The following is a 24,291-nucleotide window of genomic DNA, read 5'->3' as shown; positions in this document are numbered from 1 at the left end:
GTTATTTACGTTTAGATGGAAGGATGTCCATCAACTTACAAATAATTCCAAGCATAATTTCATCTGCACCGCCACCAATCGAACCTAAACGGCCATCACGGTACAGCTGAGAAGCGGGGTTATCCCACATAAAACCATTTCCACCCCAGAACTGTAAGCAACTGTCTGCAACTTCTCGCGTCAAACGACCTGCTTTAAGTTTTGCCATAGAGGCAATTTCTGTTGCATTCCCGCCGTCAATGTGGATTTCACAAGCACGATAGGTTAAGGCACGTAAAGCTTCCACTTCGGTCATCAACTCCGCAAAACGAAAATGTACATATTGGTTGTTAATCAACGGTTGTCCAAAGGTGCTTCGTTCTTTGGTATATTGAATGGTTTGTTGAATCACATTTTCCAAACCACCAATTGCATTGGCAGCCGCCCACATTCGTTCTTCTTGGAACTGCATCATTTGCATCATAAAGCCCATACCTTCTGCACCCACCAAGTAGCGTTGTGGTACACGAACATTGTCAAAATAGACTTCTGCTGTCGTGGTTGAACGCATTCCAAGTTTATTAAGCTGTTCAGAGAAAGAGATGCCTGCGGATTTTGCAGGAACAATAATCATGGACTTATTGACATGCGGTTTATCATCAGAGGTATTGACCAATAAGCAAAAAAAGTCAGCTTGTAGAGAGTTGGTAATCCACATTTTGCTGCCATTAATCACATAATCATCACCCTGTTTTTTTGCGGTGGTTTTGATGGCTGCGACGTCTGAACCTGCATGTACTTCCGATACAGCAATCGAAGCAACATATTCACCCGCAATTGCAGGTGTTAAAAATTCATCTCGTAATTCTTGACTACCAAAGCGCGCTAAGGCTGGTGTTGCCATATCCGTTTGCACACCAATCGCCAAAGGTACACCACCACAGGCTGCTCGCCCTAATTCTTCTGCAACCACAAGGTTATAAGAATAATCTAAGCCTAATCCGCCATTTTCTTCAGGCTTACAAATCCCCAGCAAACCTAAATCCGACAGTTTTTTAAACACATCATGAATAGGAAATCGCCCTTCAGCTTCCCATGTCGGAATATAAGGATTGAGTTCAGTCTCAACAAACTGACGTGTGGTACGGCGTAGTGCTTCATGCTCTGTTGTAAATTTCATTGTTTTTTCCTTAAATTTAATCTTCTCTAACTCGCTTTAATAAAGCGGAGAACACCTCACTTTTAAAAGATGAGGAACGATGAGTTTTGCAAAGGCCGAGGACTTTTAAAGCCTCGATACACCAAATCGTATTGGATTTAGTTTGCGATGTTCTGCTTCATAAATTGTTTCTAATAAGAAGATCAGGACTTTGCGTGTATCACGCGGGTCGATAATTCCATCATCATGCAACATGGCCGTATTAAATAAGGCAGTTGACTGCTGTTCTAATTTTGCTGCTGTACTTTGCTCTAAGAAATCCAGCATCTGCTCGTTAGGCTCCATCCCTGAAGCTTTTTGTTTTCCTTCCGCTACGATACGTAACACCTTGCCTGCCTGAGCTGAACCCATCACCGCCACATGCGAGTTTGGCCATGCAAAAATAAATTGCGGTGACAATGGACGTCCACACATGGCGTAATTGCCCGCACCATAAGAACCAGCCACAACGATAGAAATTTTCGGTACAGTAGTATTGGCAACGGCCTGAATCAATTTTGAACCATGCTTAATAATGCCGTTCTGTTCAGCATCAGTTCCGACCATAAAGCCTGTGGTGTTATGTAAAAACAGTAAGGGGCGTTTGGTCTGTTCACAGAGGTGAATGAACTGTGCAGCTTTAGTGGCGCCTTGTGGGGTAATCGGTCCATTGTTGGTGATAATTCCGATATGTAATCCACCAATTTTTGCCCAACCACACACGGTCAATGCATCATATTCTTGTTTTACTTCAAAGAATTCAGAGTCATCAACAATTCGTGCAATCACATCTTTCATGTCAAAAGGCTGCTTCGGACTTGCAGGAATGATCCCTAACAGCTCCTCGGCAGGATAACGTGGCTCTTTATAGCTTAAGTTTAACTTTTGAGTTTGTTCTTTCCAGTTAAGATGCTCAAAAACCTCACGGGCAATACGAATCCCATCAGCATCATTCTCGGCTAAGAATTCGGCTGTTCCAGCAACCTGTGCATGCATCTCTGCGCCACCGAGTTCCTCTGCTGTTGCCACTTCTCCTGTCGCCGCCAAAAGTAAAGGTGGTCCTGCGAGTAACATCTCAGTTTGCTTACGAACTGCAATCACATAATCAGATAGACCCGGTTGATACGCTCCACCCGCAGTTGCATTGCCATGTACCACTGAGACTTGGGGTAAGCCTGCAGCAGACAGTCGTGCCTGATTGGCAAAGGTCATTCCACCATAAGTAAATACTTCAGCAGCGTAATTTAAGTTGGCACCCCCACTTTCAGTGAGAGTCAACATCGGTAATTTCTGTTCAAAAGCGATTGCTTGAAGACGTAAGGTTTTTTGTACCCCCATCGGTGACATTGTTCCGCCTTTGATTGCACTGTTACTTGCTGAAATCAGACAACGAACACCGCTGACAAAACCGATCCCTGAAATAATCCCACCACCTGCATCTGAACCATCTTTATCATCATGCATGGCATAACCCACCAAGCCACACAGTTCTACAAATGGTGAATCAGCATCAAGAGCTAAACGGACACGTTCATGCGGTAAAATTTTACCTTTCTTGTCAAATTTGGGTTTGGCTGCATAAGATTTTTCAATATTCTTATTTTGTACTGCACGCACTTCGGCAATTTGAGCAAGTAATGCCTGCTTGTTCTGTTCAAATTGCTCACTGCCAACTGCAATTTCGGATTGGAGAACAGTCATGAATTTTCTCCTGTCTGTTGGTTATTGGTTTGATCACTCAATTGTTGTTTTAATACATCTGGAATAAAGGCACGATGGAAGCCATTAAACGACTCGCTATTCGAAGCATCTGCCAATGGATACATTCGAGTGCCTAAGGATGCAGCGCCATCAATACGAATCGTCATGCCAGAAATAAAACCTGCTGCTTCTGAAAGCAAATAGCAGATCGCTGAAGAAATTTCAGATTCGGTGCCCATTCGTTTCAGTGGTACATTCCCCGCCAAACTTGGAATAATAAATTTGGCAAAATCACCGGTGTAATTGTCCATTCCTGAAGAAACAACCCAACCAGGTGCAACACAGTTAACACGTACCCCAGAACGGCCCCATTCCACCGCTGCTGTTTTGGTTAAATTATCTACCCCAGCACGGGCTGCACCAGAGTGTCCCATCCCCGGCATGCCACCCCACATATCGGCTGCCATATTGACAATACTGCCACCATGTTTTGCCATCCACTGGTTATAGGCTTCTTTCATTAAGTAGAAAGTTGAATGCAGATTGTTGCGTACCACAGCATCAAAACCGTTGGCAGAAATGCCTTCTAAATTTGAGGGAAACTGACCGCCAGCGTTATTAACAAGCCCATCAAGTCTGCCAAATTTTTCAATCACTTCAGCAATCATCTCTTTCACGTTGTGTTCTTCGCGATTATCACAAACGATAAAATGAACTTTGCCACCATCTTCGATGATTTCTTTGCTGACATTTTCCAGCTTTTCAATTTTTCGCCCTGTAATCACCACTTGAGCCCCTAAAGCAGCCAGTTCATGAGCAGTACAGCGTCCTATACCCGAACCACCACCGGTCACAATGATGACTTGGTCCTGAAAAGCATCCGATCTAAATATTGAGTGATAATGCATTTTTATATCCAAATTGTTGTCTTTTAACTTGCTTAAATCCCGCTCCAAGCTCCCTTTTAAAAAGCGAGGAATTCACCCCACGTTCATAAACAAGGATTAGAAGGACTTTAAACTCGGTGGGATTTTGACTGGCATATCTAAAAGCTGCTGAGCAAAAGCTTTACCTTGTGGATCAATACGTAAACTGGCAATTCCTCCACCACCTAAGGCATTTTCCAGCATAAAATTTAAGGCATTAAACCCCGTGATTTCATAACGAGTCACTTTAGACTTTTCAGGGTCTAAAACATGCTGCATATATTCTTTGACCTTTTCCTCAGTCAAATTGGCGCGAATCCAGGGTAGATATTCAGGCTGACGTGCGATCACTCCAATATTGCTGTGATTGCCTTTATCGCCACTTCGAGCATGGGCAATTTCAACTAAAGGAACTTCAATCTCCTGACCCGTAAATTGAGCAACCTCCCCCACTGCAACAACATCAAAAGATTGATCTGAGCAACCTGAGGGAATCTGGATATTTTGACGCTGACCATTGATGTCGATCGCAACACTTAGTTTTGATTTATCCACTATAAACGAGAACAACTTGATCACAGGAGAAGCTTTGGGACGCCCCCCAACAATTCCAGCCAATGCAGGTGCCATTCCGGTAGATGCTTGGGCAATTTCAGAAGCAAAGAACATACATGCTTCTTTAAACATGTGCTTTACAGCGATTTTGACAACCACTTCTCGACTATTGATCTGCTGCGCATTTGCACCATAGGTACTTTCAATACCCAATATTTCAACTGATTTTTCTAAGAATGGCGGAACTGAACGTAATGCTAAAACACGCTCACACTTAGTTAATATTGCATCTGCAATTACTTGGGCTTTTTCAGGAGCTTCGCGTCCTGCTATCAGGAAACTCACCAAAACACGATAACCATCGGGATAGGTTGCACTGACTTTATATTGTTGTGTTGGTGCTCTACCTTTTGCGCCAATCACTAAAACTCGATCTTCACCCACCTGTTCTAATTTCACTTGGCTAAAATCTGCTGTGACATCGGGCAGTAAATACGCTTGCGGATTGCCAATTTCATAGACAACTTGTTCAGCGACAGTTGCAACCGAAACCAGTCCACCGGTTCCTTTTGGTTTAGTCACAATAAATGATGCATCTGCTTTCACTTCAACAATTGGAAACCCCATATTGTCAAAGCCTTGTACTAAGCGCCAATCCGTGAAATTGCCACCTGTACATTGTGCACCACACTCAATGATATGCCCTGCTAAAGAACCTTGGGACAGCTTGTCATAATCCTCTAAGGACCATTGATATTCATGCAACAAAGGTGCAAGCACCACAGCTGAATCCACCACTCGCCCAGTGATGACAATATCGGCACCTTGATCAAGTGCGTCTCGAATTGGAACAGCTCCTAGATATGCGTTACAACTGGCTAATTGGCTAGGCAAATCTTCGCCACTAAACATCTCTTTAATATTTTGTGTATTTAATTCGGCTTGTTGTGGTAATAGGTCATCCCCCAATACCACTGCAATTTTTAAATCCAATCCTTGTGCTTCAAGCACTTTCTGCAAGGCATCACGACATGCCAATGGATTGACACCACCAGCATTGCTAATCACTTTTATTTTTTTATCACTGATTTTTTTAAGCAGCGGTGTTATCACCCGACTGACAAAATCCAAAGCATAACCATGTTCTGGATTGGTCATCATCGCTTTTGCCATGATAGACATGGTGATTTCTGAAAGGTAATCAAAAACCAAATAATTGATGTCAGACAAATGTACCAACTGAAATGCTGCGGTATTGGTGTCCCCCCAGAAACCTGAAGCACATCCAATTTTCACAATACGCTGATCTTCCATTTTCACACCTATCTTGTTTTCATTGTTCTGAATAAAATTTATACATCAATCTACCAAGCAAGCGCTTGGTTTGTAAAGGGCAAAATGTTATTCTGAATTGGCAAATGTGCTAAAACACGTTTTAAACAATGAATAATTTGCTTAACTTTATGGAAAAAATGATCCGATGATTGCTCACTCAATCGATGATATCCAACCAATCGCATGTTTTGATGACAGCCCTAAAGGTCGTTTATTACTTGGTGCTGCTTATTTATTTCATAAGCAAGGTTATGCCAAAACCACAGTTCGTGAGTTAGCAAATTTTATTGGAATTCAATCGGGTAGCTTATTTCATCATTTTAAAAGCAAGGATGATATTCTTGCCAATGTCATGCATGAAACCATTATTTACAATCATGCCCGTATGCTTGATGCAATCCAAAAATCGGATGATGCTGAACAACAGTTAAAACACTTGATCAAAGCTGAGTTAATTTCGATTACTGGAGATACCGGTTCAGCCATGGCTGTTTTAGTTTATGAATGGTTTGCATTGTCAAAACAACGGCAAGATGAACTTCTTAAACTGCGAAATGATTATGAGGATATCTGGTTCGATGTGATTGAGAAATTACGCGACCTCAGCAAAATTCAGCATGATGCTTTTATTTGGCGCCGTTTGTTGGGCGGTGCGATTGCTTGGACCGTCACTTGGTATAATCCCAATGGTAAAATGAGCTTAGATGAACTAACTGAAATCGTTTTGGAAATGGCTTTGAAATGAGCACAGTTTATCTTCGCAAACCTCATATTTCAGATAAAGACTCCTTAAATTAACAATAACCCTAAGCCTCTAGCGCACCTATGGTTATTTTTAGCTGAAACCAGCATTGTAAGTTTTTATCATTCCCAAAGGAGTGATCAAAATCCCAACTGCTTACTAATCAAATCTTTCATGATTTCTTCAGCACCGCCACCGATCATATTTACTTTGACCTCACGATAAATACGCTCAGATTTAGTCCCTCGCATAAAGCCCATGCCACCCAAGGTTTGCACTGCTGCATCTGCACAGAACTGCATGGTTTGGGTTGCGATATTCTTTGACATACAAATTTGCGCAATTAAATCACTGCCCTGTAGTTCAGCTTGCCCCATACGATACGCAGTATCTTCCAATAATGCCCGTGTTGTGGTTAAACGCGTTGCCATATCAACCAACTTATGTCGTACCACTTGATGATCAACTAAGCGTTTTCCAAAAGTCTTCCGCGCTTTAGACCACTCTAAAGCTTCTTGATAACAGACCAAGGCGTAACCATAGGCCATAGAGGCCAACCAAAAGCGTTCCATATTGAAGTTTTTCATAATGACCTTAAAGCCTGCATTTTCTTCACCAAGAAGATTTTCTACAGGAACTTTCACTTGGTCAAAATGCAAATGAGCAGTATCTGATGCCCACCAACCCATTTTCTTTAAAGGTGATTTAGTGATGCCATCACTATGTGCATCAACCAATAACATCGAAATACCACTCGCACCTTTATTTTCAGGATCGGTTCTCACCGCTACCGTATAATAATCTGCGCGCATACCTGAAGTAATAAAGGTTTTTTCACCACTGACCAAATAAAAATCACCTTCGCGGATTGCTTTGGTTTGTAATGCAGCAACATCAGAACCGCCGCTTGGTTCAGTAATCGCAAGTGCAGAAATTTTTTCGCCTGAAATAATTTGTGGCATCACCTTGTCACGAATATGCGGCTGGGCAAAATGATGAATTGGTGGTGTACCAATGGTATGAATCATCAAAGAAATATGTACGCCACCAGAGCCTGCTTTGGCTGTTTCAACTGCGGCTAAGAATACATGAAATGCATCTGCATCTGAGATTCCTCCATGCTCATCATCAAAGCCTAAACCCAATAGACCAATTGCAGCAGCCTTTTGATAAAGCGCACGAGGAAAAGTTTCAGCCTCATCCCATTCATTGACAAAAGGAGAAATCTCTTTTTCAACAAATTTCTTCACACTGTCTGCAAATGCACGATGCTCAGCGGTGTAGTAAATCGGGTTATTTAAATGATCCATATCTTGTTGTTCCCTGCTTATTTTTATTGCGATTTATTGTGTACAGTTCTAGTTTAATCCATTCTCGATATTCTAATAGCCCAATTGACGACTCGCGAGGTCTTTCATAATTTCTTCCGCCCCACCACCAATCATATTGACTTTAACATCACGGTAAATCCGTTCAGACTTGGTGCCTCGCATAAAGCCCATGCCCCCTAAAGTTTGTACAGCTGCATCGGCACAAAATTGCATAGTTTGAGTGGCCACATTTTTAAGCATACAGATTTGCGCAATCAACTCATTGCCCTGCATTTCAGGCTTCCCTAAGCGATAAGCAGTATCCTCCAACAAAGCAAGTGTTGTGGTTAAGCGAGTCGCCATATCGACTAATTTATGCCGAACCACTTGATGATCAACTAAACGTTTACCAAAGGTTTTTCGTTCTTGTGCCCATTCCAATGCTTCTTCATAACAGGCTAATGCAAAACCATAACTACTGGCAGCAAGAAAAAACCGCTCCATATTGAAGTTATTCATAATCACAAGGAAACCCATATTTTCTGCCCCCAACAAATTGCTTGCAGGAACACGAACTTGATCAAAATGGAGATGGGCCGTATCCGAAGCCCACCATCCCATTTTGTCGAGTTTTGATTTGCTTATGCCATCACTATGAGCATCCATCAATAACATCGAGATACCATTCGGGCCTTTGGCATCAGGATCTGTACGTACCGCAACGGTATAATAATCCGCACGAATGCCCGATGTAATAAAGGTTTTTTCTCCACTGACAATATAGTCTTGACCATCCCGTACAGCTTTGGTTTTAAGTGCTGCTACATCAGACCCACCCGTGGGTTCAGTAATCGCCAACGCTGAAATTTTTTCGCCTGCCAAGATTTGAGTCAGTACAGTTTGTTTAATCTCATCTGAAGCAAAATGATTGATTGGAGGTGCGCCAATCGAGTGTGACAATAAGGAGGCACATAAACCACCTGAACCTGTTTTGGCTAACTCAATCGAAGACAACAACACATGAAAAGCATCGGTTTCTGGAATTCCCCCATAGTTTTCGTCAAAGCCTATCCCCAATAAGCCGATATCTGCGGCTTTTTTATAAAGTTCTTTTGGAAAGGTTTCTGCCTCTTCCCATTGATTGATATGTGGCATTAATTCTTTTTGAACAAACTTTCGAATGGAATCTGCAAATGCAAAATGCTGATCTGTATAGTAAATTGGATTATGCTTCATCTTGATTTGCTTCCCAGCATTATTTTGAAAAACTTATACTGACAGATTTTATTTAATTTAAAGTTGCAGAAACGATCAATTTGTATTTAAAAACATGTCATTTTTGATCAAAACTCATATATTAATTTCAGATTCATGATCAAAAATCCGTTACACTGTTAGTAATTTCCTTTTAATTTTTAGCTCTATAAATAATGGCGACATTGAATCAATTTTTATCACGTTTTAACCCTGCAACCATTCAAAGAAGCTTGAGTTATGTCAAAAAAATTGATCTAAAATCCTTAGAGGTCTACCCTGATCGGGATAATTTAGTCATCGAAGCACAAATTCAGGGAACGGATTATTATGAAACGGCTGTTATCTATAATCCTTTAACCAATAAAATTGTGGATACCGACTGTAGTTGCCCTGTTGGTTACGATTGTAAGCATTCGGCTGCACTTGCACGTTATTTTTATGATCAACAACTTTCCAACCCAGCTGCACGTCAAAAACTAAACCCATTAGACCAAGCTCAAACCACAACAAATAGTTCTACCCACACCACGGCAAAAGCTTGGCTCGCTCAATTTAAACAACAATTGGCACAAGTTCAACGCACTGAAACGCCAGTACAGCACCAACTAATTTATATTTTCCAACCAAAAAATAACACCGCCAAATTACAACTTAGTGTTTTTAAAGTTCGTCGTAACAAAGATGGAAAAATTAGAGATACCGCGCTCTATACCAGCTATGACAATGTATTAAATGAACGTCTTAAAGTGAGCAAAGAAGAAAAGAAAATCTTTAGTCATTTGTACTTTTTCGCTAAGCTAAATTTTAGCGATGTTCATTTTTATCCAGCGTCATGGGATATTTCAGGAATCTATCAAGAACACCTAAGAACGGCTATTCAAAGTAGCGCTTGTTACGCACTAGATGTACAAAGATTACCTTTAACATGGTCTGATCAAGCTTATAAAATTGAATTCAACTGGCAAACGCGTACAGAACAACAAACAGAGAAACTTAAAGCACAATTTTTTGATGAAAATCATCTAGAAATTCCACCTGACCATGCTGAACAAATTTATATTATTCATTCTCATCCATTAAGTTATCTCGATACCCTTAAAAACCAAGTCGGTGTACTTGAGTCTTTATATTCTAGTGAAATGATCGAAGAATTGCTAAATATGCCACAAATGCCTGTGGAGTTAATGGCTGAATTTGAGCAAGTGATTCAACCCTATGCATTTTTTGAAGATTTACCTCAAGCGCCATTTACACAAAGTATAGAAATATTAAAAGGTAAACCCACACCTATTTTACGTTTTGGAACACATCCGCAATATGATCGTCTTGGTCATATGCATCATTATGCAATTGCTGAAATTGAATTTGAATACTCAGCTGGACGAATTAAAGCGGGTTTCCCTGATGACAGTTTCATTATCAATATTGATGAAAAAGCGGTTCGCCAACAACGCGATTTAGTTGCTGAAAAGAAACATATTGATGAATTAATTCATTCAGTTAAATCCATGCAACGGATTAGCAAGCTACCAAAGAGTAAACGCCCTGCTTTTGATGACATCACTGAAAACTCAATTGTTTATGCAGATCCCATGGCTTGGGTTGAGCAGCTGGTTCCTGAAAATAAAATCGAAGGTCTCGGCTGGAAAGTTGAACATACCCTAGATAGTCAGTTCAATTTAAGTGCAACACAAAACCTGCAGCTCTCATTGAACGAATCTGAAAAAAAACAAGACTGGTTTAATGTCGGTGCGACGATTCAGGATATGAATGGCAACACCTATAACCTGATTGATCTTCTTGGCTATGCGATACAGCATAATCCACATCTTTTAGAAGATGACTATATTGAAAAAATGGACAGTGACAGCTTCTTAATTGTTCATTTAAAAGAAGCTCAAACACAACTGGCGCTTAGAAATCAAGAAATTAAGCCCATTCTGATCTATTTAAAAGAAATTTTACGACATCCTGAATCTGCAACATTAGATCAATACGATGCCGCTCAATTCTTAGATTTACAGCATCATTTGGGCATGCCTTGGCGCACCAACGAACGCCTGAAAATATTTGCTGAAAAGCTTCAAAATAGTTATCAAGATCAAATCTGTACACCACAAGGCTTCCAAGGCGAACTACGCCCATATCAACAACAAGGTTTAGCATGGCTACAGTTTTTACGTGAAACTGAACATGGCGGTATCCTTGCCGATGATATGGGACTCGGTAAAACAGCACAAACACTTGCGCATATTCTATTAGAAAAGCAGGCAGGCCGATTAAATCAACGCCCAGCCTTGATTATTGCACCAACCTCTTTAATGCATAACTGGCGTAAAGAAGCTGAGAAATTCACCCCTGAATTAAAAGTTTTGGTCTTACAAGGACATGATCGAGTCGAGCATTTTCAAGAGATTAAAAACGTAGATATTGTGTTGAGTACCTACCCGCTTTTGGGCCGTGATGAAGAATTTTTACTGCCCTATCAATATCATTTATTGATTTTGGATGAAGCGCAAAACATTAAGAATCCACGTGCCAAAGCCTCTCAAGTGGTACGACAAATCAAAGCAAAACATCGTCTATGCTTAACTGGTACACCGATGGAAAACCATTTGGGTGAGTTATGGTCATTGTTCCATTTCTTAATGCCTGGTTTTTTATATAGTCAGGAACTGTTTAATAAAAAATATCGCAATCCTATCGAGAAACATGCAGATATTCAGGTTAAAACCAAACTCATTTCTCGTATTAAACCGTTTATGTTGCGTCGTTTAAAAACAGAGGTGGCGAAAGAGCTTCCTGAAAAAACCACGATTGAAGTCAATATTGATATGAATGAACAGCAATCTAAGCTCTACGAAGCTGTTCGTGCAACAATGCAAAAGAATATTCGTGAGTTGATTGCAGCTAAAGGCTTCCATCGTAGCCAGATTCAAATTTTAAGTGCATTGCTTAAGCTTCGACAAGTTTGCTGCCATCCAAGCCTTTTACAGCTTGATCAAGTCAAAAATCAAAATGTTGAATCAGCAAAATTAGATCATTTATTGGAAATGGTTCAAGATATGGTTGAGGAAGGACGCAAGATTTTAATCTTCTCTCAATTCACCACGATGCTACAACTCATTGAAGAGCATTTAAAAACCTTAAATATCCGAAATGTAAAACTTACTGGACAAACCAAGAAACGTGATGAAGTGATCACGGCATTCCAAGCAGGCGATATTCCTGTTTTCCTCATCAGCTTAAAGGCAGGCGGTGTAGGGCTTAATCTCACTGCTGCTGATACAGTGATTCATTATGACCCTTGGTGGAACCCAGCGGCTGAAGATCAAGCCTCTGATCGTGCATGGCGTATCGGTCAAGATAAACCTGTATTTGTTTATAAGTTGATTACCAACCAAAGTATTGAAGAAAAGATTTTAGCATTACAGAAAAATAAAGCTGATCTTGCCAAATCTATTCTAAGTATTGATCATGAAAATGAAGTGAAATTATCTGAAGATGATGTCATGAGTTTATTGGATTGATAATCACCACCTATAATGTAGATAGTGAATTTTACGCATAGAGCTTAAATCAAAAAAGTGTTTGATAGTGCTTTTTTGATTAGCATTGTTCGTCAGCTCTTTGATGATAAGGTACAAGCTCTTGCCGTTCTTCTAAATCAGCAACTAGTTTTAGATTTTTAACTAATCCAATTTTACTTAATATTATTAATACCCACCAACCAGGATCAGATTGACCTTTTTCCAATCCTAGTTTTGCTGAACCAGGGAATGCATGGTGATTATTATGCCAACACTCTCCCATAGTGATTAAGCCACAAAATTTAATGTTATAGCCTTGTACGCCTGCACCGTTAACATGCCACGAACGATGGCCTGAATTATGAGCAAAATATCCAATCAGCCAATGCCCTGTGACGGAAATTGCAACACGCAAACAAGTTTCCCAAATAACCCATTCTACCCCTCCTATAAGATATAGAATAAGTGCCAAAGGCAATTGCTGTAACATCCACGTTTTTTCCATAAAACGATAAAATTGAGTATCGAGAATAGATTCTTCTTTAAATATAGGGGGATGTTTTAAAACGATATCGCAATGTATTTGCCAAAAACCATCTTTTAGAAAAGAACTTTGATGAGAAAAATATGGATGACACTTAGGTTGGCGTTGTGCCCAATCACGAATATCATGTGTCCTCACCATACCAAAAGGACCAGCTAATCCGACAATGACACCAAAATGTACAAATAAATATTCCAGCCATTTAGGACATTCATAGCTTTGATAAATCAAGCGACGATGCATTCCTAATGAATGCCCAAGGCATAGTGTAATCGCAGAACTAATTAAAAATACTAGAAAGTTTTCAATGGATGATAAAAATAAAACACCATAAATTCCAAAAAGATACATCATCATTACCCAAATAGACTTTAAAGGTGACCAAATAACTTTTCCTTCAAATGCATTGGTTTCAGAATTTTCATAAATTGTCGGCACTGCTGTTTTCTTATACATAATGTTTCTACTTTTTTTATTTTAGTGATTTTAACTGAAATCTACTGCCTAAAATATAGCAAAGCTGACCATTGATTTACTTATTTATATTGATTATCTGTTTAAAATTTCACGAATGTATCTAAACTTTTCTTCCCGATAAACACCACCCATAAAAAAACACCCCGCTCTCGTTAGAGATCGGGGTGTTTTAGATTTAAAAGCTGGCGATGACTTACTCTCACATGGGTAACCCCACACTACCATCAGCGCTAAGAGGTTTCACTTCTGAGTTCGGGAAGGGATCAGGTGGTTCACTCTTGCTATTGTCGCCAGCAAACTGTTATGGACTTGTTCGGGTCTTATTTAAATGCCTTACTTCGTACCAAATGAGTTTAACAGAACATTTGAGTTGAATAGTTTAACTAGCTTTACAACTAAATCAAGTATGTTTGATCTTTTATGAATCAAATGATGCTTCGTATACAACTGCTTGGGTGTTGTATAGTCAAGCCTCACGAGCAATTAGTATTGGTCAGCTTCATGCGTCACCGCACTTCCACATCCAACCTATCAACGTCGTAGTCTTCAACGGCTCTTTAGAGGACATAAAGTCCTAGGGAAATCTTATCTTGAGGTAGGCTTCCCGCTTAGATGCTTTCAGCGGTTATCCCTTCCGAACATAGCTACCCGGCGATGCGACTGGCGTCACAACCGGTACACCAGAGGTTCGTCCACTCTGGTCCTCTCGTACTAGGAGCAGATCCTCTCAAATTTCCAACGCCCACGGTAGATAGGGACCGAACTGTCTCACGACGTTCTAAACCCAGCTCGCGTACCTCTTTAAATGGCGAACAGCCATACCCTTGGGACCTGCTTCAGCCCCAGGATGAGATGAGCCGACATCGAGGTGCCAAACACCGCCGTCGATATGAACTCTTGGGCGGTATCAGCCTGTTATCCCCAGAGTACCTTTTATCCGTTGAGCGATGGCCCTTCCATACAGAACCACCGGATCACTAAGACCTACTTTCGTACCTGCTCGACTTGTGGGTCTCGCAGTTAAGCGCGCTTTTGCCTTTATACTCTACGCGTGATTTCCGACCACGCTGAGCGCACCTTCGTACTCCTCCGTTACTCTTTAGGAGGAGACCGCCCCAGTCAAACTACCCACCAGACATGGTCCTCGTCCCGGATAACGGGACAGAGTTAGAACCTCAATATTACCAGGGTGGTATTTCAAGGATGGCTCCATAGCAACTGGCGTCACTACTTCAAAGCCTCCCACCTATCCTACACAAGTAAGATCAAAGTTCAATGTCAAGCTGCAGTAAAGGTTCACGGGGTCTTTCCGTCTAGCCGCGGGTACACCGCATCTTCACGGCGATTTCGATTTCACTGAGCCTCTGCTGGAGACAGCGCCCCCATCATTATGCCATTCGTGCAGGTCGGAACTTACCCGACAAGGAATTTCGCTACCTTAGGACCGTTATAGTTACGGCCGCCGTTTACTGGGGCTTCGATCAAGAGCTTCGCTTACGCTAACCCCATCAATTAACCTTCCAGCACCGGGCAGGCATCACACCCTATACGTCCACTTTCGTGTTTGCAGAGTGCTATGTTTTTAATAAACAGTTGCAGGGGCCTGGTTTCTGTGGCTGCCAATAGCTCAAGGAGCAAGTCCTATCACCGTCAGCAGCGTACCTTCTCCCGAAGTTACGGTACCATTTTGCCTAGTTCCTTCAGCAGAGTTCTCTCAAGCGCTTTGGTCTACTCGACCTGACCACCTGTGTCGGTTTAGGGTACGATTCCTGTGTAACTGAAGCTTAGAGACTTTTCCTGGAAGCATAGTATCAGCCACTTCGCTAGTAAACTAGCTTGCTATCAGCTCTCAGCATAGAGCACCCCGGATTTGCCTAAGATGCATGCCTACTGCCTTTCACCTGGACAACCAACGCCAGGCTGACTTAACTTTCTCCGTCCTCTCATCGCATTACACAGAAGTATTGGAATATTAACCAATTTCCCATCGACTACGCCTCTCGGCCTCGCCTTAGGGGTCGACTCACCCAGCCCCGATTAACGTTGGACTGGAACCCTTGGTCTTTCAGCGAACGGGTTTTTCACCCGTTTTGTCGTTACTCACGTCAGCATTCGCACTTCTGATACCTCCAGCATACTTCTCAATACACCTTCATCGGCTTACAGAACGCTCCCCTACCACGTATACATAGTATACATCCGCAGCTTCGGCATATAGTTTTAGCCCCGTTACATCTTCCGCGCAGGCCGACTCGACTAGTGAGCTATTACGCTTTCTTTAAAGGGTGGCTGCTTCTAAGCCAACCTCCTAGCTGTCTATGCCTTCCCACATCGTTTCCCACTTAACTATAATTTGGGGGCCTTAGCTGGCGGTCTGGATTGTTTTCCTCTTGACTACGGACGTTAGCACCCGCAGTCTGTCTCCCGGATAGTACTCATAGGTATTCGGAGTTTGCATCGGTTTGGTAAGTCGGGATGACCCCCTAGCCGAAACAGTGCTCTACCCCCTATGGTATTCGTCCGAGGCGCTACCTAAATAGCTTTCGGGGAGAACCAGCTATCACCGAGTTTGATTAGCCTTTCACCCCTATCCACAAGTCATCCCCTGGCTTTTCAACGACAGTGGGTTCGGTCCTCCAGTTAGTGTTACCCAACCTTCAACCTGCTCATGGATAGATCACCCGGTTTCGGGTCTATACCCAGCAACTAAACGCCCTATTAAGACTCGATTTCTCTACGGCTCCCCTATGCGGTTAACCTTGCTACTGAATATAAGTCGCTGACCCATTATACAAAAGGTACGCAGTCACCGAACAAGTCGGCTCCCACTGCTTGTATGCATGCGGTTTCAGGATCTATTTCACTCCCCTCACAGGGGTTCTTTTCGCCTTTCCCTCACGGTACTGGTTCACTATCGGTCAGTCAGGAGTATTTAGCCTTGGAGGATGGTCCCCCCATATTCAGACAAGGTTTCACGTGCCTCGCCCTACTCGTCATCATTATATGTGCCCTTTCGTGTACGGGACTATCACCCTCTACGGTAGCACTTCCCAGAGCTTTCCGCTAAAACACATATAACTTAATGGGCTGATCCCCGTTCGCTCGCCGCTACTGAGGGAATCTCAATTGATTTCTTTTCCTAAGGGTACTGAGATGTTTCACTTCCCCTCGTTCGCCTCGCATGACTATGTATTCATCATGCGATACCTACCTTATGGTAAGTGGGTTTCCCCATTCAGAAATCTCCGGATCACAGGATATTTGCCGCCTCCCCGAAGCTTATCGCAGGCTATTACGTCTTTCATCGCCTCTGACTGCCAAGGCATCCACCACATGCACTTAATTACTTGACTATACAACCCCAAACAGTCGTTAATCCCTACAAGGAGGATCAACAATGTGAACTTAATCACTTCTATTTGTTGCCTGTGAATTTAATCACCATACAGCTTCAATTTAATTCATATACCAAAACGCTTGATTCAGTTTTATCGCTAGTGCTCATTTCATTCAACATTAACAATTACTTGCTAACATCAACTAAAACGAGTTTAAACAATTATTTCAACTCAAATATATTCTGTTAATGATTCACTACCGCCTCGTCAGCAAGTAGTTAACTGTGATAAATCACAGAACTTAATAAGCTATCGGCTTACTAAGTTCTGTAATCACTTAGTCTTTAATTAGTGGTGGAGACTAACGGAGTCGAACCGTTGACCTCCTGCGTGCAAAGCAGGCGCTCTACCAACTAAGCTAAGTCCCCAGCTTAAGATCTTAATATATCTGCTCTTCTGTGTTCAGTAGACTTGGTGGGTCTGACAAGACTTGAACTTGTGACCCCACGCTTATCAAGCGTGTGCTCTAACCAACTGAGCTACAGACCCTCAGATACATCAATGAAGAACAACTTGTTGTGGATTCTTACCAATCGTCAATCTTTCGTTAAGGAGGTGATCCAGCCGCAGGTTCCCCTACGGCTACCTTGTTACGACTTCACCCCAGTCATCGGCCACACCGTGGTAAGCGTCCTCCTTACGGTTAGACTACCTACTTCTGGTGCAACAAACTCCCATGGTGTGACGGGCGGTGTGTACAAGGCCCGGGAACGTATTCACCGCGGCATTCTGATCCGCGATTACTAGCGATTCCGACTTCATGGAGTCGAGTTGCAGACTCCAATCCGGACTACGATCGGCTTTTTGAGATTAGCATCCTATCGCTAGGTAGCAACCCTTTGTACCGACCATTGTAGCACGTGTGTAGCCCTGGTCGTAAGGGCCATGATGACTTGACGTCGTCCCCGCCTTCCTCCAGTTTGTCACTGGCAGTATCCTTAAAGTTCCCACCCGAAGTGCTGGCAAATAAGGAAAAGGGTTGCGCTCGTTGCGGGACTTAACCCAACATCTCACGACACGAGCTGACGACAGCCATGCAGCACCTGTATGTAAGTTCCCGAAGGCACCAATCCATCTCTGGAAAGTTCTTACTATGTCAAGACCAGGTAAGGTTCTTCGCGTTGCATCGAATTAAACCACATGCTCCACCGCTTGTGCGGGCCCCCGTCAATTCATTTGAGTTTTAGTCTTGCGACCGTACTCCCCAGGCGGTCTACTTATCGCGTTAGCTGCGCCACTAAAGCCTCAAAGGCCCCAACGGCTAGTAGACATCGTTTACGGCATGGACTACCAGGGTATCTAATCCTGTTTGCTCCCCATGCTTTCGTACCTCAGCGTCAGTATTAGGCCAGATGGCTGCCTTCGCCATCGGTATTCCTCCAGATCTCTACGCATTTCACCGCTACACCTGGAATTCTACCATCCTCTCCCATACTCTAGCTTCCCAGTATCGAATGCAATTCCCAAGTTAAGCTCGGGGATTTCACATCCGACTTAAAAAGCCGCCTACGCACGCTTTACGCCCAGTAAATCCGATTAACGCTCGCACCCTCTGTATTACCGCGGCTGCTGGCACAGAGTTAGCCGGTGCTTATTCTGCGAGTAACGTCCACTCACTGTAGGTATTAACTACAGGAGCCTCCTCCTCGCTTAAAGTGCTTTACAACCATAAGGCCTTCTTCACACACGCGGCATGGCTGGATCAGGGTTCCCCCCATTGTCCAATATTCCCCACTGCTGCCTCCCGTAGGAGTCTGGGCCGTGTCTCAGTCCCAGTGTGGCGGATCATCCTCTCAGACCCGCTACAGATCGTCGCCTTGGTAGGCCTTTACCCCACCAACTAGCTAATCCGACTTAGGCTCATCTATTAACGCAAGGTCACAAGTGATCCCCTGCTTTCCCCCGTAGGGCGTATGCGGTATTAGCATCCCTTTCGAGATGTTGTCCCCCATTAATAGGCAGATTCCTAAGTATTACTCACCCGTCCGCCGCTAGGTCAATCACCGAAGCAATCTCCCCCGCTCGACTTGCATGTGTTAAGCCTGCCGCCAGCGTTCAATCTGAGCCATGATCAAACTCTTCAGTTAAAAATCATTAGTGACTTAAGGTCACAATTCTGGCTCATCAATGTACTGACAAATTCTCTCAAATAAACTTCGAGTAATTTAAACCAATCAATCAATGATAATATTTCGATCAATCAATCAGTAAAAATCCACACAAGTTGTTCTTCATATTCTCTTAATGATCTTCTCAATGCTTCGTCAGCATCAAGCTAGGTCGGCTATACTACTCTCTATCTCTAAAAAGTCAATCAATAATGTTAATTATTTTTTCTAACAAACCCAACCCTAACATCATCTTAAAATCTCAATTCGAAATCTTAACAACTTAATCAAGTGCCTGATTTATCAGAAGTTTTATTTAACATCACCGCCGATGGATGTGCATTCTACAGCATTCCCAATCCAACACAACCCCTTTTTTTAATTATTTTAATTGTTCGAACAAATAATGTTCGTTTATCATATTTATTCACACTTTTTAATCAAATTTGCTTTAATACATATGCAATAACTACTGTTAGAATACGATTATGAAGTCTTTAATATAGCTATATCGTTATCGACTACTTTTACTTTAAGAATATTTCAAGGAATTCTATGCGTCCTTATCATGTACTTTGGGCTTGTTTACTTAGCATTGGTCTGACTAGCCATGTATTTGCTCAAGACGAATTATCTGCTCAAGAGAATTCGGACAATGCTGTTTCTACAAACTCTGATTCAGATGATAAGTCGTCTCAAGAGAATTCTTCAGCACTAGAAAACGAAGCAGCTTCTAAACACCCAAGAATTGAAGCCCTTAGAGAGCTTAAAAACATCACAAAAAATGACTTAAAAGTGAATGCCAATGCAGCACAACCAGATGCTGTAAAAGATCCACTACAACCATTGAACCGTGAAATTTATGCATTTAATGACATGATCGACCGTAATGTTGCTCGACCTATTGCTGTTCAGTACAAAGCAAAAGTGCCTGGTGATGTACGTTCTTCATATAGTTTATTTCGTAAAAACTTGAGTGAACCATGGAATGCGGTCAACCAACTTGCTCAAGGGCGCTTTAGTCGTGCAGCCAAGTCTCTAGGTCGTTTTACCATTAACACTGTGAGCTCTTTAGGTTTAGCTGATCCTGCAACTCGCTTAGGTTTAGCAACTGAAGAAGAAAGCTTGGGTACCACATTAGGTTACTACGGTATTCCAAGTGGCCCTTATGTCATGCTGCCTATCTTAGGACCAAGCACACTTCGTCACTCAGTTGATTATGTTGCTGAAGGTTATGCCAATCCGCTTACCTATCCAATGGATAACAATCATCAAACAGGTTTAATCTGGGGTAATCGTGCTTTAGGTGGGATTAATACCCGTTCTAAACTTCTAGATGTTGAAAGTGTATTGCAAGGTGATCGTTACTCAGCAATTCGCGATATCTATTTACAACGTTTAGCATTCCAAATTGCTGAGAAAAAAGGCCGTGGGCAGGAAGCTGTCGCATTTGTAGATGATGATGAGGACGACAGCAATCATCCTACTGATACAAACGCAGACAAATAACCACAATATTTTGTTAAACTTATTTGCTAGTAATTCATATGGTTTTACTAGCATTGTGGTGTCATCTATAGTAAATCTACTGGATAATGCTTTTATACCGATTAAGGATCATTCATTTCTTCTATGTATTTCATTCAACCCAGTCGCCAAATTTCAAGCTTAGAACAAGTATTAGATACGCTTCCTAGCTTGCAGATGATTACCATTGAAGACATTCATCGTTATGATCCAACAATTATTGCAATTGCAGACGTCCACGATTTTTTACAATACCAATGGGCTTTACCTACCATTGTCATTGCACAAGAAAATGAAGGAAGCGAACTTTCTCAAGCATGGGAACTTGGCGCCCTTGCTGGTTGGATCTGGACCAAGCTTCCAGCCAATCTTGAAGATTCTTTATTAAAAATTGATGCGCAATATAAACGTAATCAAGATAGCCGTGACCTACCTTCTGCCGCAGAACTACAAAAGAAACTTCTTCCAAATCCAATTGAATTGCAAAATTATAAAGTTGAAACGCTTTTCCAGCCTTCTGCGTATTTGTCTGGTGACTGGTATGACTACTGGAAAATCAGTGATAAAGAAATCATGTTCTATTTGGCCGATGTGTCGGGCCATGGGGTAACCAGCTCTTTACTGACATCTTGGATGGCTGCCTTTCATGGTCGCTCGAAAACACCAAGAGAATTGATTAAAAAACTCAATGGTATGCTGGTTCAAGAAAACATTGAAAAACACATCACAATGTTAGCTGGCATTCTAAATCTAGAAACGCATGCTTTAAAATGGTCAAGTGCGGGACATTACCCTCCCCCCATCATTTTTGAACCCAACCAAGCCCCTCGTGTCTTGAATACCAGCAGTTTTCCTTTAGGACTCACAGAAGACTTAGAGGTTGAAGAATTCCAATGTACATTAACCAAGCATGCGCGGTTCATTATTTGTTCTGATGGTGCCCTTGAACCATTCTCAGGTGGTTTGAATGAACAGTTCTCACAATTGGTCTATCATTTGCAAAATCAATCATTCCGCGCACCAGAACATGTAGCAGATGACATTGCAATCCTCAGTCTCCGCAGAATGAATTAACAATATAATCAAATACATATAATAAATTAGACTAATAACCTATACGCAAACGCTTGAGTATAGACTTGCGCTATGTGATAATTTTCCTATCCTTCTCTGCAAATGGCATTTATATGTCAACAGGTCATGTTGAATATGCAAGCTTGAATGGAACGCATATTTTCAAACTTATTGGTGAAGTGCGAGCCCAATCTTGTATTAGTTTAGACAAACTTTTGGCAAGGATTGAACAACAGAAAAACGTCATTGGCGCAATTGTTGATTTAACCCAAACCACATTTATTGATAGTACAGTTCTTGGAATACTTGCCAAGCTTGGCTTAAAGTTGAAACAAGTACACCACATCCAGGCGGTGATGCTGTCCACAAATCCAGATATTACCACTCTAGCCAATAGCATGGGCTTAGGGCAGGTTTTTGTCATTTTAAATTACTGTGGTGACCCTCAAGTGTGCACCAATGCTTTGATTGACGATAATGTTAATCACAGCACAATGCTGTGTACCGTTCTCGATGCACACAAAACATTAATGAAGCTCAATGAAAACAACCAAAATATGTTCGAGCCATTAGTTAAACAACTTGAAAAGCAGCAAGATACAATGGAATGTGTATCTTCAAACCAGCAAAACGCTTAATAATTTCAAAATTGCTTTATCAGGGATAGCCCATGACTTTACTTTCCGTTGTTCAAATGAACTCTCAAAATGACATTGAAGCAAACTTCAGTGTCATTGAGTCGTTGATACAACAAAGTAAAGCTGATGGCGCATCTTTGATTGTGTTTCCTGAAAACTTTGTCTGCTTTGCCGCAGGTAAACAACGGGAAACTGCTGCACGTTTTGAAGAAATTCAAAAGCGTTTAGAAAACCTAGCACATCATTATCAAATATGGATTGTTGCAGGGACATTGCCTTGCCCTTTCCGTCCAGATGGTTCAATTATTGCTGACGGTCGAGTTCGTACTGTCAGCCTATGTATCAGTCCTGAAGGCACTGAAGCACGTTATGACAAAATCCACTTGTTTGATGTACAAGTGGGTGATGCTGTTGGTGGGTATCAAGAATCTCAGTTTTTTGAACCAGGCAGTGATATTGTTGTCGCGAAAACACCTTTTGGACAAATCGGTTTGATGGTTTGCTACGACTTACGTTTTCCAGAACTTGCACTCACCTTGAGAGCGCAAGGTGCAAATATTTTGACTGCACCAGCTGCATTTACCTATACCACAGGTCAAATGCATTGGCAGTTATTACTTCAAGCTCGTGCAATGGACAGTCAATGTCATGTTTTAGGTGCAGCACAACAAGGTTGGCATGGTGAAAAACGTCAAACTTGGGGACATGCTGGCGCAACCAATAGTCGTGGGCAGATTTTAGCGATTACAGATGCAGAAGGCGCGCAATTGATGACGGTTCCTTTTGATTTGAATGAGCAGCGCTCAATTCGTGAATTAATGCCTTTAATGCAACATCGCAAATTGATGTCATTCTAAGCCTTGTATTGCCATTAATGACTTTTATTTCCTGAACAAGACAAAACAACGTTATACTTGTGAGGCGTAATATCTTCACGAGACAAGCATGCAACAAGACTATTCAAACTTAAATCTTGATCATCAACTCTGCTTTCTTGTTTACTCTACAAACTTAGCATTAAATCAACTTTATCGTAAATTACTCACACCACTCGGACTGACCTATCCACAGTATTTAGTTATGTTAGTGCTTTGGGAAAAAGATGGTCTAACTGTGTCTGAAATCGGTGAAAAACTCTTTTTAGAATCATCTACGCTTACCCCCTTACTCAAAAAATTACAAAGTAATGGTATTGTTAACCGCGAACGCTCTACGAAAGATGAACGTCAAGTGATTATCAGCCTAACAGCTGCAGGTCATGCACTAAAATTAAAAGCCGTGAATATTCCACTACAAGTTGCTCAAGCCAGTGCCTGTGATTTAGACAGCATTACTCAATTGAAAGATCTTCTTTCAAACTTACGCGAAAACATTTCAAAATAAAGTTATCAAATTTTACACAAACGCTACTTGTTTAAATATTTATATCGTATACGATATAATTGAACACAATCAAAAATGGATGATTTCCGATGTCTTTAGAAAAAGTGGTTTATACAGCACATGCAAAAGCAACTGGCGGTCGTGATGGTCGTGCAACATCATCAGACGGAATTTTAGATGTTAAATTAGCAGTGCCTAAAGAAATGGGTGGTGCTGGTGGTGGTACCAATCCTGAACAACTTTTTGCAGCAGGTTATTCTGCTTGCTTCCTTGGTGCGATGAAATTTGTTGCCAACCGTGATCATTTAAAAATTACTCCAGATGTTTATATCGAAGGTGATGTTGGTATTGGTCCAATCGCTACTGGTTTTGGTATTCAAGTGACTTTAAATATTCACTTAGAAGGTTTAGAGCAAGAAGAAGCACAGAAATTAGTAGATGCTGCACATATTGTTTGCCCATATTCAAATGCGACTCGTGGCAATATTGATGTGACATTAAATGTGATTGTTTAATGTTATGATAAAACCTACCTAGAAGTATAAATTTATTTTTAGGTAGGGGTAATTTACAAAGCTATTTAAATCAGTTTGAATTTTCACCCAAGTA

15 protein-coding genes, 2 tRNA genes and 3 rRNA genes are annotated in these 24,291 nt (G+C 41.6%); 8 read left to right on the top strand and 12 right to left on the bottom strand.

The window, feature by feature from the left end; all coding sequences use genetic code 11:
• Nucleotide 1: 1 nt before the first annotated feature.
• The 4 genes from ACQ7EO_RS02990 to ACQ7EO_RS02975 all read right to left on the bottom strand — a co-directional run bounded on the left by ACQ7EO_RS02990 (nt 2) and on the right by ACQ7EO_RS02975 (nt 5,673).
• Nucleotides 2-1,159, bottom strand: a complete 1,158-nt coding sequence (locus ACQ7EO_RS02990; RefSeq protein ID WP_434278843.1) for an acyl-CoA dehydrogenase family protein — start codon at nt 1,157-1,159, stop codon at nt 2-4.
• Between the two features lie 105 nt (nt 1,160-1,264).
• Nucleotides 1,265-2,878: an acyl-CoA carboxylase subunit beta gene (locus tag ACQ7EO_RS02985; protein ID WP_004724110.1), complete on the bottom strand. Its 1,614-nt coding sequence runs from the start codon at nt 2,876-2,878 to the stop codon at nt 1,265-1,267.
• Entirely contained in the window at nt 2,875-3,786 is a 912-nt protein-coding gene (locus tag ACQ7EO_RS02980; RefSeq protein WP_004817877.1) for an SDR family oxidoreductase, read from the bottom strand. Before ACQ7EO_RS02980 ends, ACQ7EO_RS02985 begins: the two co-directional genes overlap by 4 nt.
• Before the next feature lie 96 nt (nt 3,787-3,882).
• Nucleotides 3,883-5,673 carry an acyclic terpene utilization AtuA family protein gene (locus ACQ7EO_RS02975; RefSeq protein WP_434278842.1) on the bottom strand — a complete coding sequence of 597 codons (1,791 nt, stop codon included), beginning with the start codon at nt 5,671-5,673 and terminating at the stop codon, nt 3,883-3,885.
• Nucleotides 5,674-5,839: 166 nt separating this feature from the next.
• Here ACQ7EO_RS02975 and ACQ7EO_RS02970 point away from each other — a divergent pair, with 166 nt between their 5' ends.
• Nucleotides 5,840-6,439, top strand: coding sequence for a TetR/AcrR family transcriptional regulator (locus ACQ7EO_RS02970; protein ID WP_434278841.1), 600 nt, complete (start codon nt 5,840-5,842; stop codon nt 6,437-6,439).
• 137 nt (nt 6,440-6,576) lie between these two features.
• On the opposite strand, the gene ACQ7EO_RS02965 is transcribed toward ACQ7EO_RS02970, so the two are convergent.
• Both ACQ7EO_RS02965 and ACQ7EO_RS02960 read right to left on the bottom strand, forming a co-directional pair.
• Complete coding sequence (locus ACQ7EO_RS02965) at nt 6,577-7,746, bottom strand: acyl-CoA dehydrogenase family protein (RefSeq protein ID WP_004817883.1); 1,170 nt, start codon at nt 7,744-7,746, stop codon at nt 6,577-6,579.
• A 72-nt stretch (nt 7,747-7,818) separates the two neighbouring features.
• A complete protein-coding gene (locus ACQ7EO_RS02960) occupies nt 7,819-8,982 on the bottom strand; it encodes an acyl-CoA dehydrogenase family protein (RefSeq protein ID WP_056515669.1) in 1,164 nt (387 codons plus the stop codon).
• 194 nt (nt 8,983-9,176) lie between these two features.
• On the opposite strand from ACQ7EO_RS02960, the gene ACQ7EO_RS02955 reads away from it, so the two are divergent.
• Complete coding sequence (locus ACQ7EO_RS02955; protein WP_434278840.1) at nt 9,177-12,533, top strand: SNF2-related protein; 3,357 nt, start codon at nt 9,177-9,179, stop codon at nt 12,531-12,533.
• A gap of 79 nt (nt 12,534-12,612) precedes the next feature.
• Here ACQ7EO_RS02955 and ACQ7EO_RS02950 read toward each other — a convergent pair whose 3' ends face one another.
• The 6 genes from ACQ7EO_RS02950 to ACQ7EO_RS02925 all read right to left on the bottom strand — a co-directional run bounded on the left by ACQ7EO_RS02950 (nt 12,613) and on the right by ACQ7EO_RS02925 (nt 19,039).
• Nucleotides 12,613-13,533, bottom strand: a complete 921-nt coding sequence (locus ACQ7EO_RS02950; RefSeq protein ID WP_434278839.1) for an acyl-CoA desaturase — start codon at nt 13,531-13,533, stop codon at nt 12,613-12,615.
• Between the two features lie 201 nt (nt 13,534-13,734).
• Nucleotides 13,735-13,849: ribosomal RNA gene (gene rrf / locus ACQ7EO_RS02945) — 5S ribosomal RNA — on the bottom strand.
• Between the two features lie 167 nt (nt 13,850-14,016).
• Nucleotides 14,017-16,907: ribosomal RNA gene (locus ACQ7EO_RS02940) — 23S ribosomal RNA — on the bottom strand.
• 337 nt (nt 16,908-17,244) lie between these two features.
• A tRNA-Ala gene (locus ACQ7EO_RS02935) sits at nt 17,245-17,320 on the bottom strand.
• A gap of 44 nt (nt 17,321-17,364) precedes the next feature.
• Nucleotides 17,365-17,441: transfer RNA gene (locus tag ACQ7EO_RS02930), tRNA-Ile, on the bottom strand.
• A 59-nt stretch (nt 17,442-17,500) separates the two neighbouring features.
• A 16S ribosomal RNA gene (locus ACQ7EO_RS02925) occupies nt 17,501-19,039 on the bottom strand.
• Together the 16S, 23S and 5S rRNA genes with 2 tRNA genes alongside form the textbook arrangement of a ribosomal RNA operon.
• A 576-nt stretch (nt 19,040-19,615) precedes the next feature.
• Between ACQ7EO_RS02925 and ACQ7EO_RS02920 the strand changes: the two genes are divergently transcribed.
• The 6 genes from ACQ7EO_RS02920 to ACQ7EO_RS02895 all read left to right on the top strand — a co-directional run bounded on the left by ACQ7EO_RS02920 (nt 19,616) and on the right by ACQ7EO_RS02895 (nt 24,197).
• Complete coding sequence (locus ACQ7EO_RS02920) at nt 19,616-20,569, top strand: MlaA family lipoprotein (protein WP_004817058.1); 954 nt, start codon at nt 19,616-19,618, stop codon at nt 20,567-20,569.
• A gap of 123 nt (nt 20,570-20,692) precedes the next feature.
• A complete protein-coding gene (gene gigA, locus ACQ7EO_RS02915; RefSeq protein WP_004725998.1) occupies nt 20,693-21,661 on the top strand; it encodes an RsbU family protein phosphatase GigA in 969 nt (322 codons plus the stop codon).
• 113 nt (nt 21,662-21,774) lie between these two features.
• On the top strand, nt 21,775-22,299 hold the full coding sequence (gigB, locus tag ACQ7EO_RS02910; protein WP_016539397.1) for an anti-anti-sigma factor GigB: 525 nt from the start codon (nt 21,775-21,777) through the stop codon (nt 22,297-22,299).
• 32 nt (nt 22,300-22,331) lie between these two features.
• Nucleotides 22,332-23,156 carry a carbon-nitrogen hydrolase family protein gene (locus ACQ7EO_RS02905; RefSeq protein WP_434278838.1) on the top strand — a complete coding sequence of 275 codons (825 nt, stop codon included), beginning with the start codon at nt 22,332-22,334 and terminating at the stop codon, nt 23,154-23,156.
• An 88-nt stretch (nt 23,157-23,244) separates the two neighbouring features.
• A complete protein-coding gene (locus ACQ7EO_RS02900) occupies nt 23,245-23,682 on the top strand; it encodes a MarR family winged helix-turn-helix transcriptional regulator (RefSeq protein ID WP_434278837.1) in 438 nt (145 codons plus the stop codon).
• 89 nt (nt 23,683-23,771) lie between these two features.
• Nucleotides 23,772-24,197: an organic hydroperoxide resistance protein gene (locus ACQ7EO_RS02895; protein ID WP_004817050.1), complete on the top strand. Its 426-nt coding sequence runs from the start codon at nt 23,772-23,774 to the stop codon at nt 24,195-24,197.
• Nucleotides 24,198-24,291: the final 94 nt, after the last annotated feature.

Source organism: Acinetobacter sp. CE-15 (assembly GCF_051059255.1).
GTDB classification, from domain to species: Bacteria; Pseudomonadota; Gammaproteobacteria; order Pseudomonadales; family Moraxellaceae; genus Acinetobacter; species Acinetobacter guillouiae.
The sequence above is the reverse complement of the archived record's forward strand: the minus strand, read 5'-3'. Positions and strand labels throughout refer to the sequence as shown.

Excerpts from the sequence above, each read along its gene's own strand:
- ACQ7EO_RS02970 (WP_434278841.1), top strand. The coding sequence starts at position 5,840 with ATGATTGCTCACTCAATCGATGATATCCAACCAATCGCATGTTTTGAT.
- ACQ7EO_RS02985 (WP_004724110.1), bottom strand. The coding sequence starts at position 2,878 with ATGACTGTTCTCCAATCCGAAATTGCAGTTGGCAGTGAGCAATTTGAA.
- ACQ7EO_RS02975 (WP_434278842.1), bottom strand. The coding sequence starts at position 5,673 with ATGGAAGATCAGCGTATTGTGAAAATTGGATGTGCTTCAGGTTTCTGG.
- gigB (WP_016539397.1), top strand. The coding sequence starts at position 21,775 with ATGTCAACAGGTCATGTTGAATATGCAAGCTTGAATGGAACGCATATT.
- ACQ7EO_RS02905 (WP_434278838.1), top strand. The coding sequence starts at position 22,332 with ATGACTTTACTTTCCGTTGTTCAAATGAACTCTCAAAATGACATTGAA.
- ACQ7EO_RS02990 (WP_434278843.1), bottom strand. The coding sequence starts at position 1,159 with ATGAAATTTACAACAGAGCATGAAGCACTACGCCGTACCACACGTCAG.
- ACQ7EO_RS02960 (WP_056515669.1), bottom strand. The coding sequence starts at position 8,982 with ATGAAGCATAATCCAATTTACTATACAGATCAGCATTTTGCATTTGCA.
- ACQ7EO_RS02900 (WP_434278837.1), top strand. The coding sequence starts at position 23,245 with ATGCAACAAGACTATTCAAACTTAAATCTTGATCATCAACTCTGCTTT.
- gigA (WP_004725998.1), top strand. The coding sequence starts at position 20,693 with ATGTATTTCATTCAACCCAGTCGCCAAATTTCAAGCTTAGAACAAGTA.
- ACQ7EO_RS02965 (WP_004817883.1), bottom strand. The coding sequence starts at position 7,746 with ATGGATCATTTAAATAACCCGATTTACTACACCGCTGAGCATCGTGCA.
- ACQ7EO_RS02980 (WP_004817877.1), bottom strand. The coding sequence starts at position 3,786 with ATGCATTATCACTCAATATTTAGATCGGATGCTTTTCAGGACCAAGTC.
- ACQ7EO_RS02955 (WP_434278840.1), top strand. The coding sequence starts at position 9,177 with ATGGCGACATTGAATCAATTTTTATCACGTTTTAACCCTGCAACCATT.
- ACQ7EO_RS02950 (WP_434278839.1), bottom strand. The coding sequence starts at position 13,533 with ATGTATAAGAAAACAGCAGTGCCGACAATTTATGAAAATTCTGAAACC.
- ACQ7EO_RS02920 (WP_004817058.1), top strand. The coding sequence starts at position 19,616 with ATGCGTCCTTATCATGTACTTTGGGCTTGTTTACTTAGCATTGGTCTG.
- ACQ7EO_RS02895 (WP_004817050.1), top strand. The coding sequence starts at position 23,772 with ATGTCTTTAGAAAAAGTGGTTTATACAGCACATGCAAAAGCAACTGGC.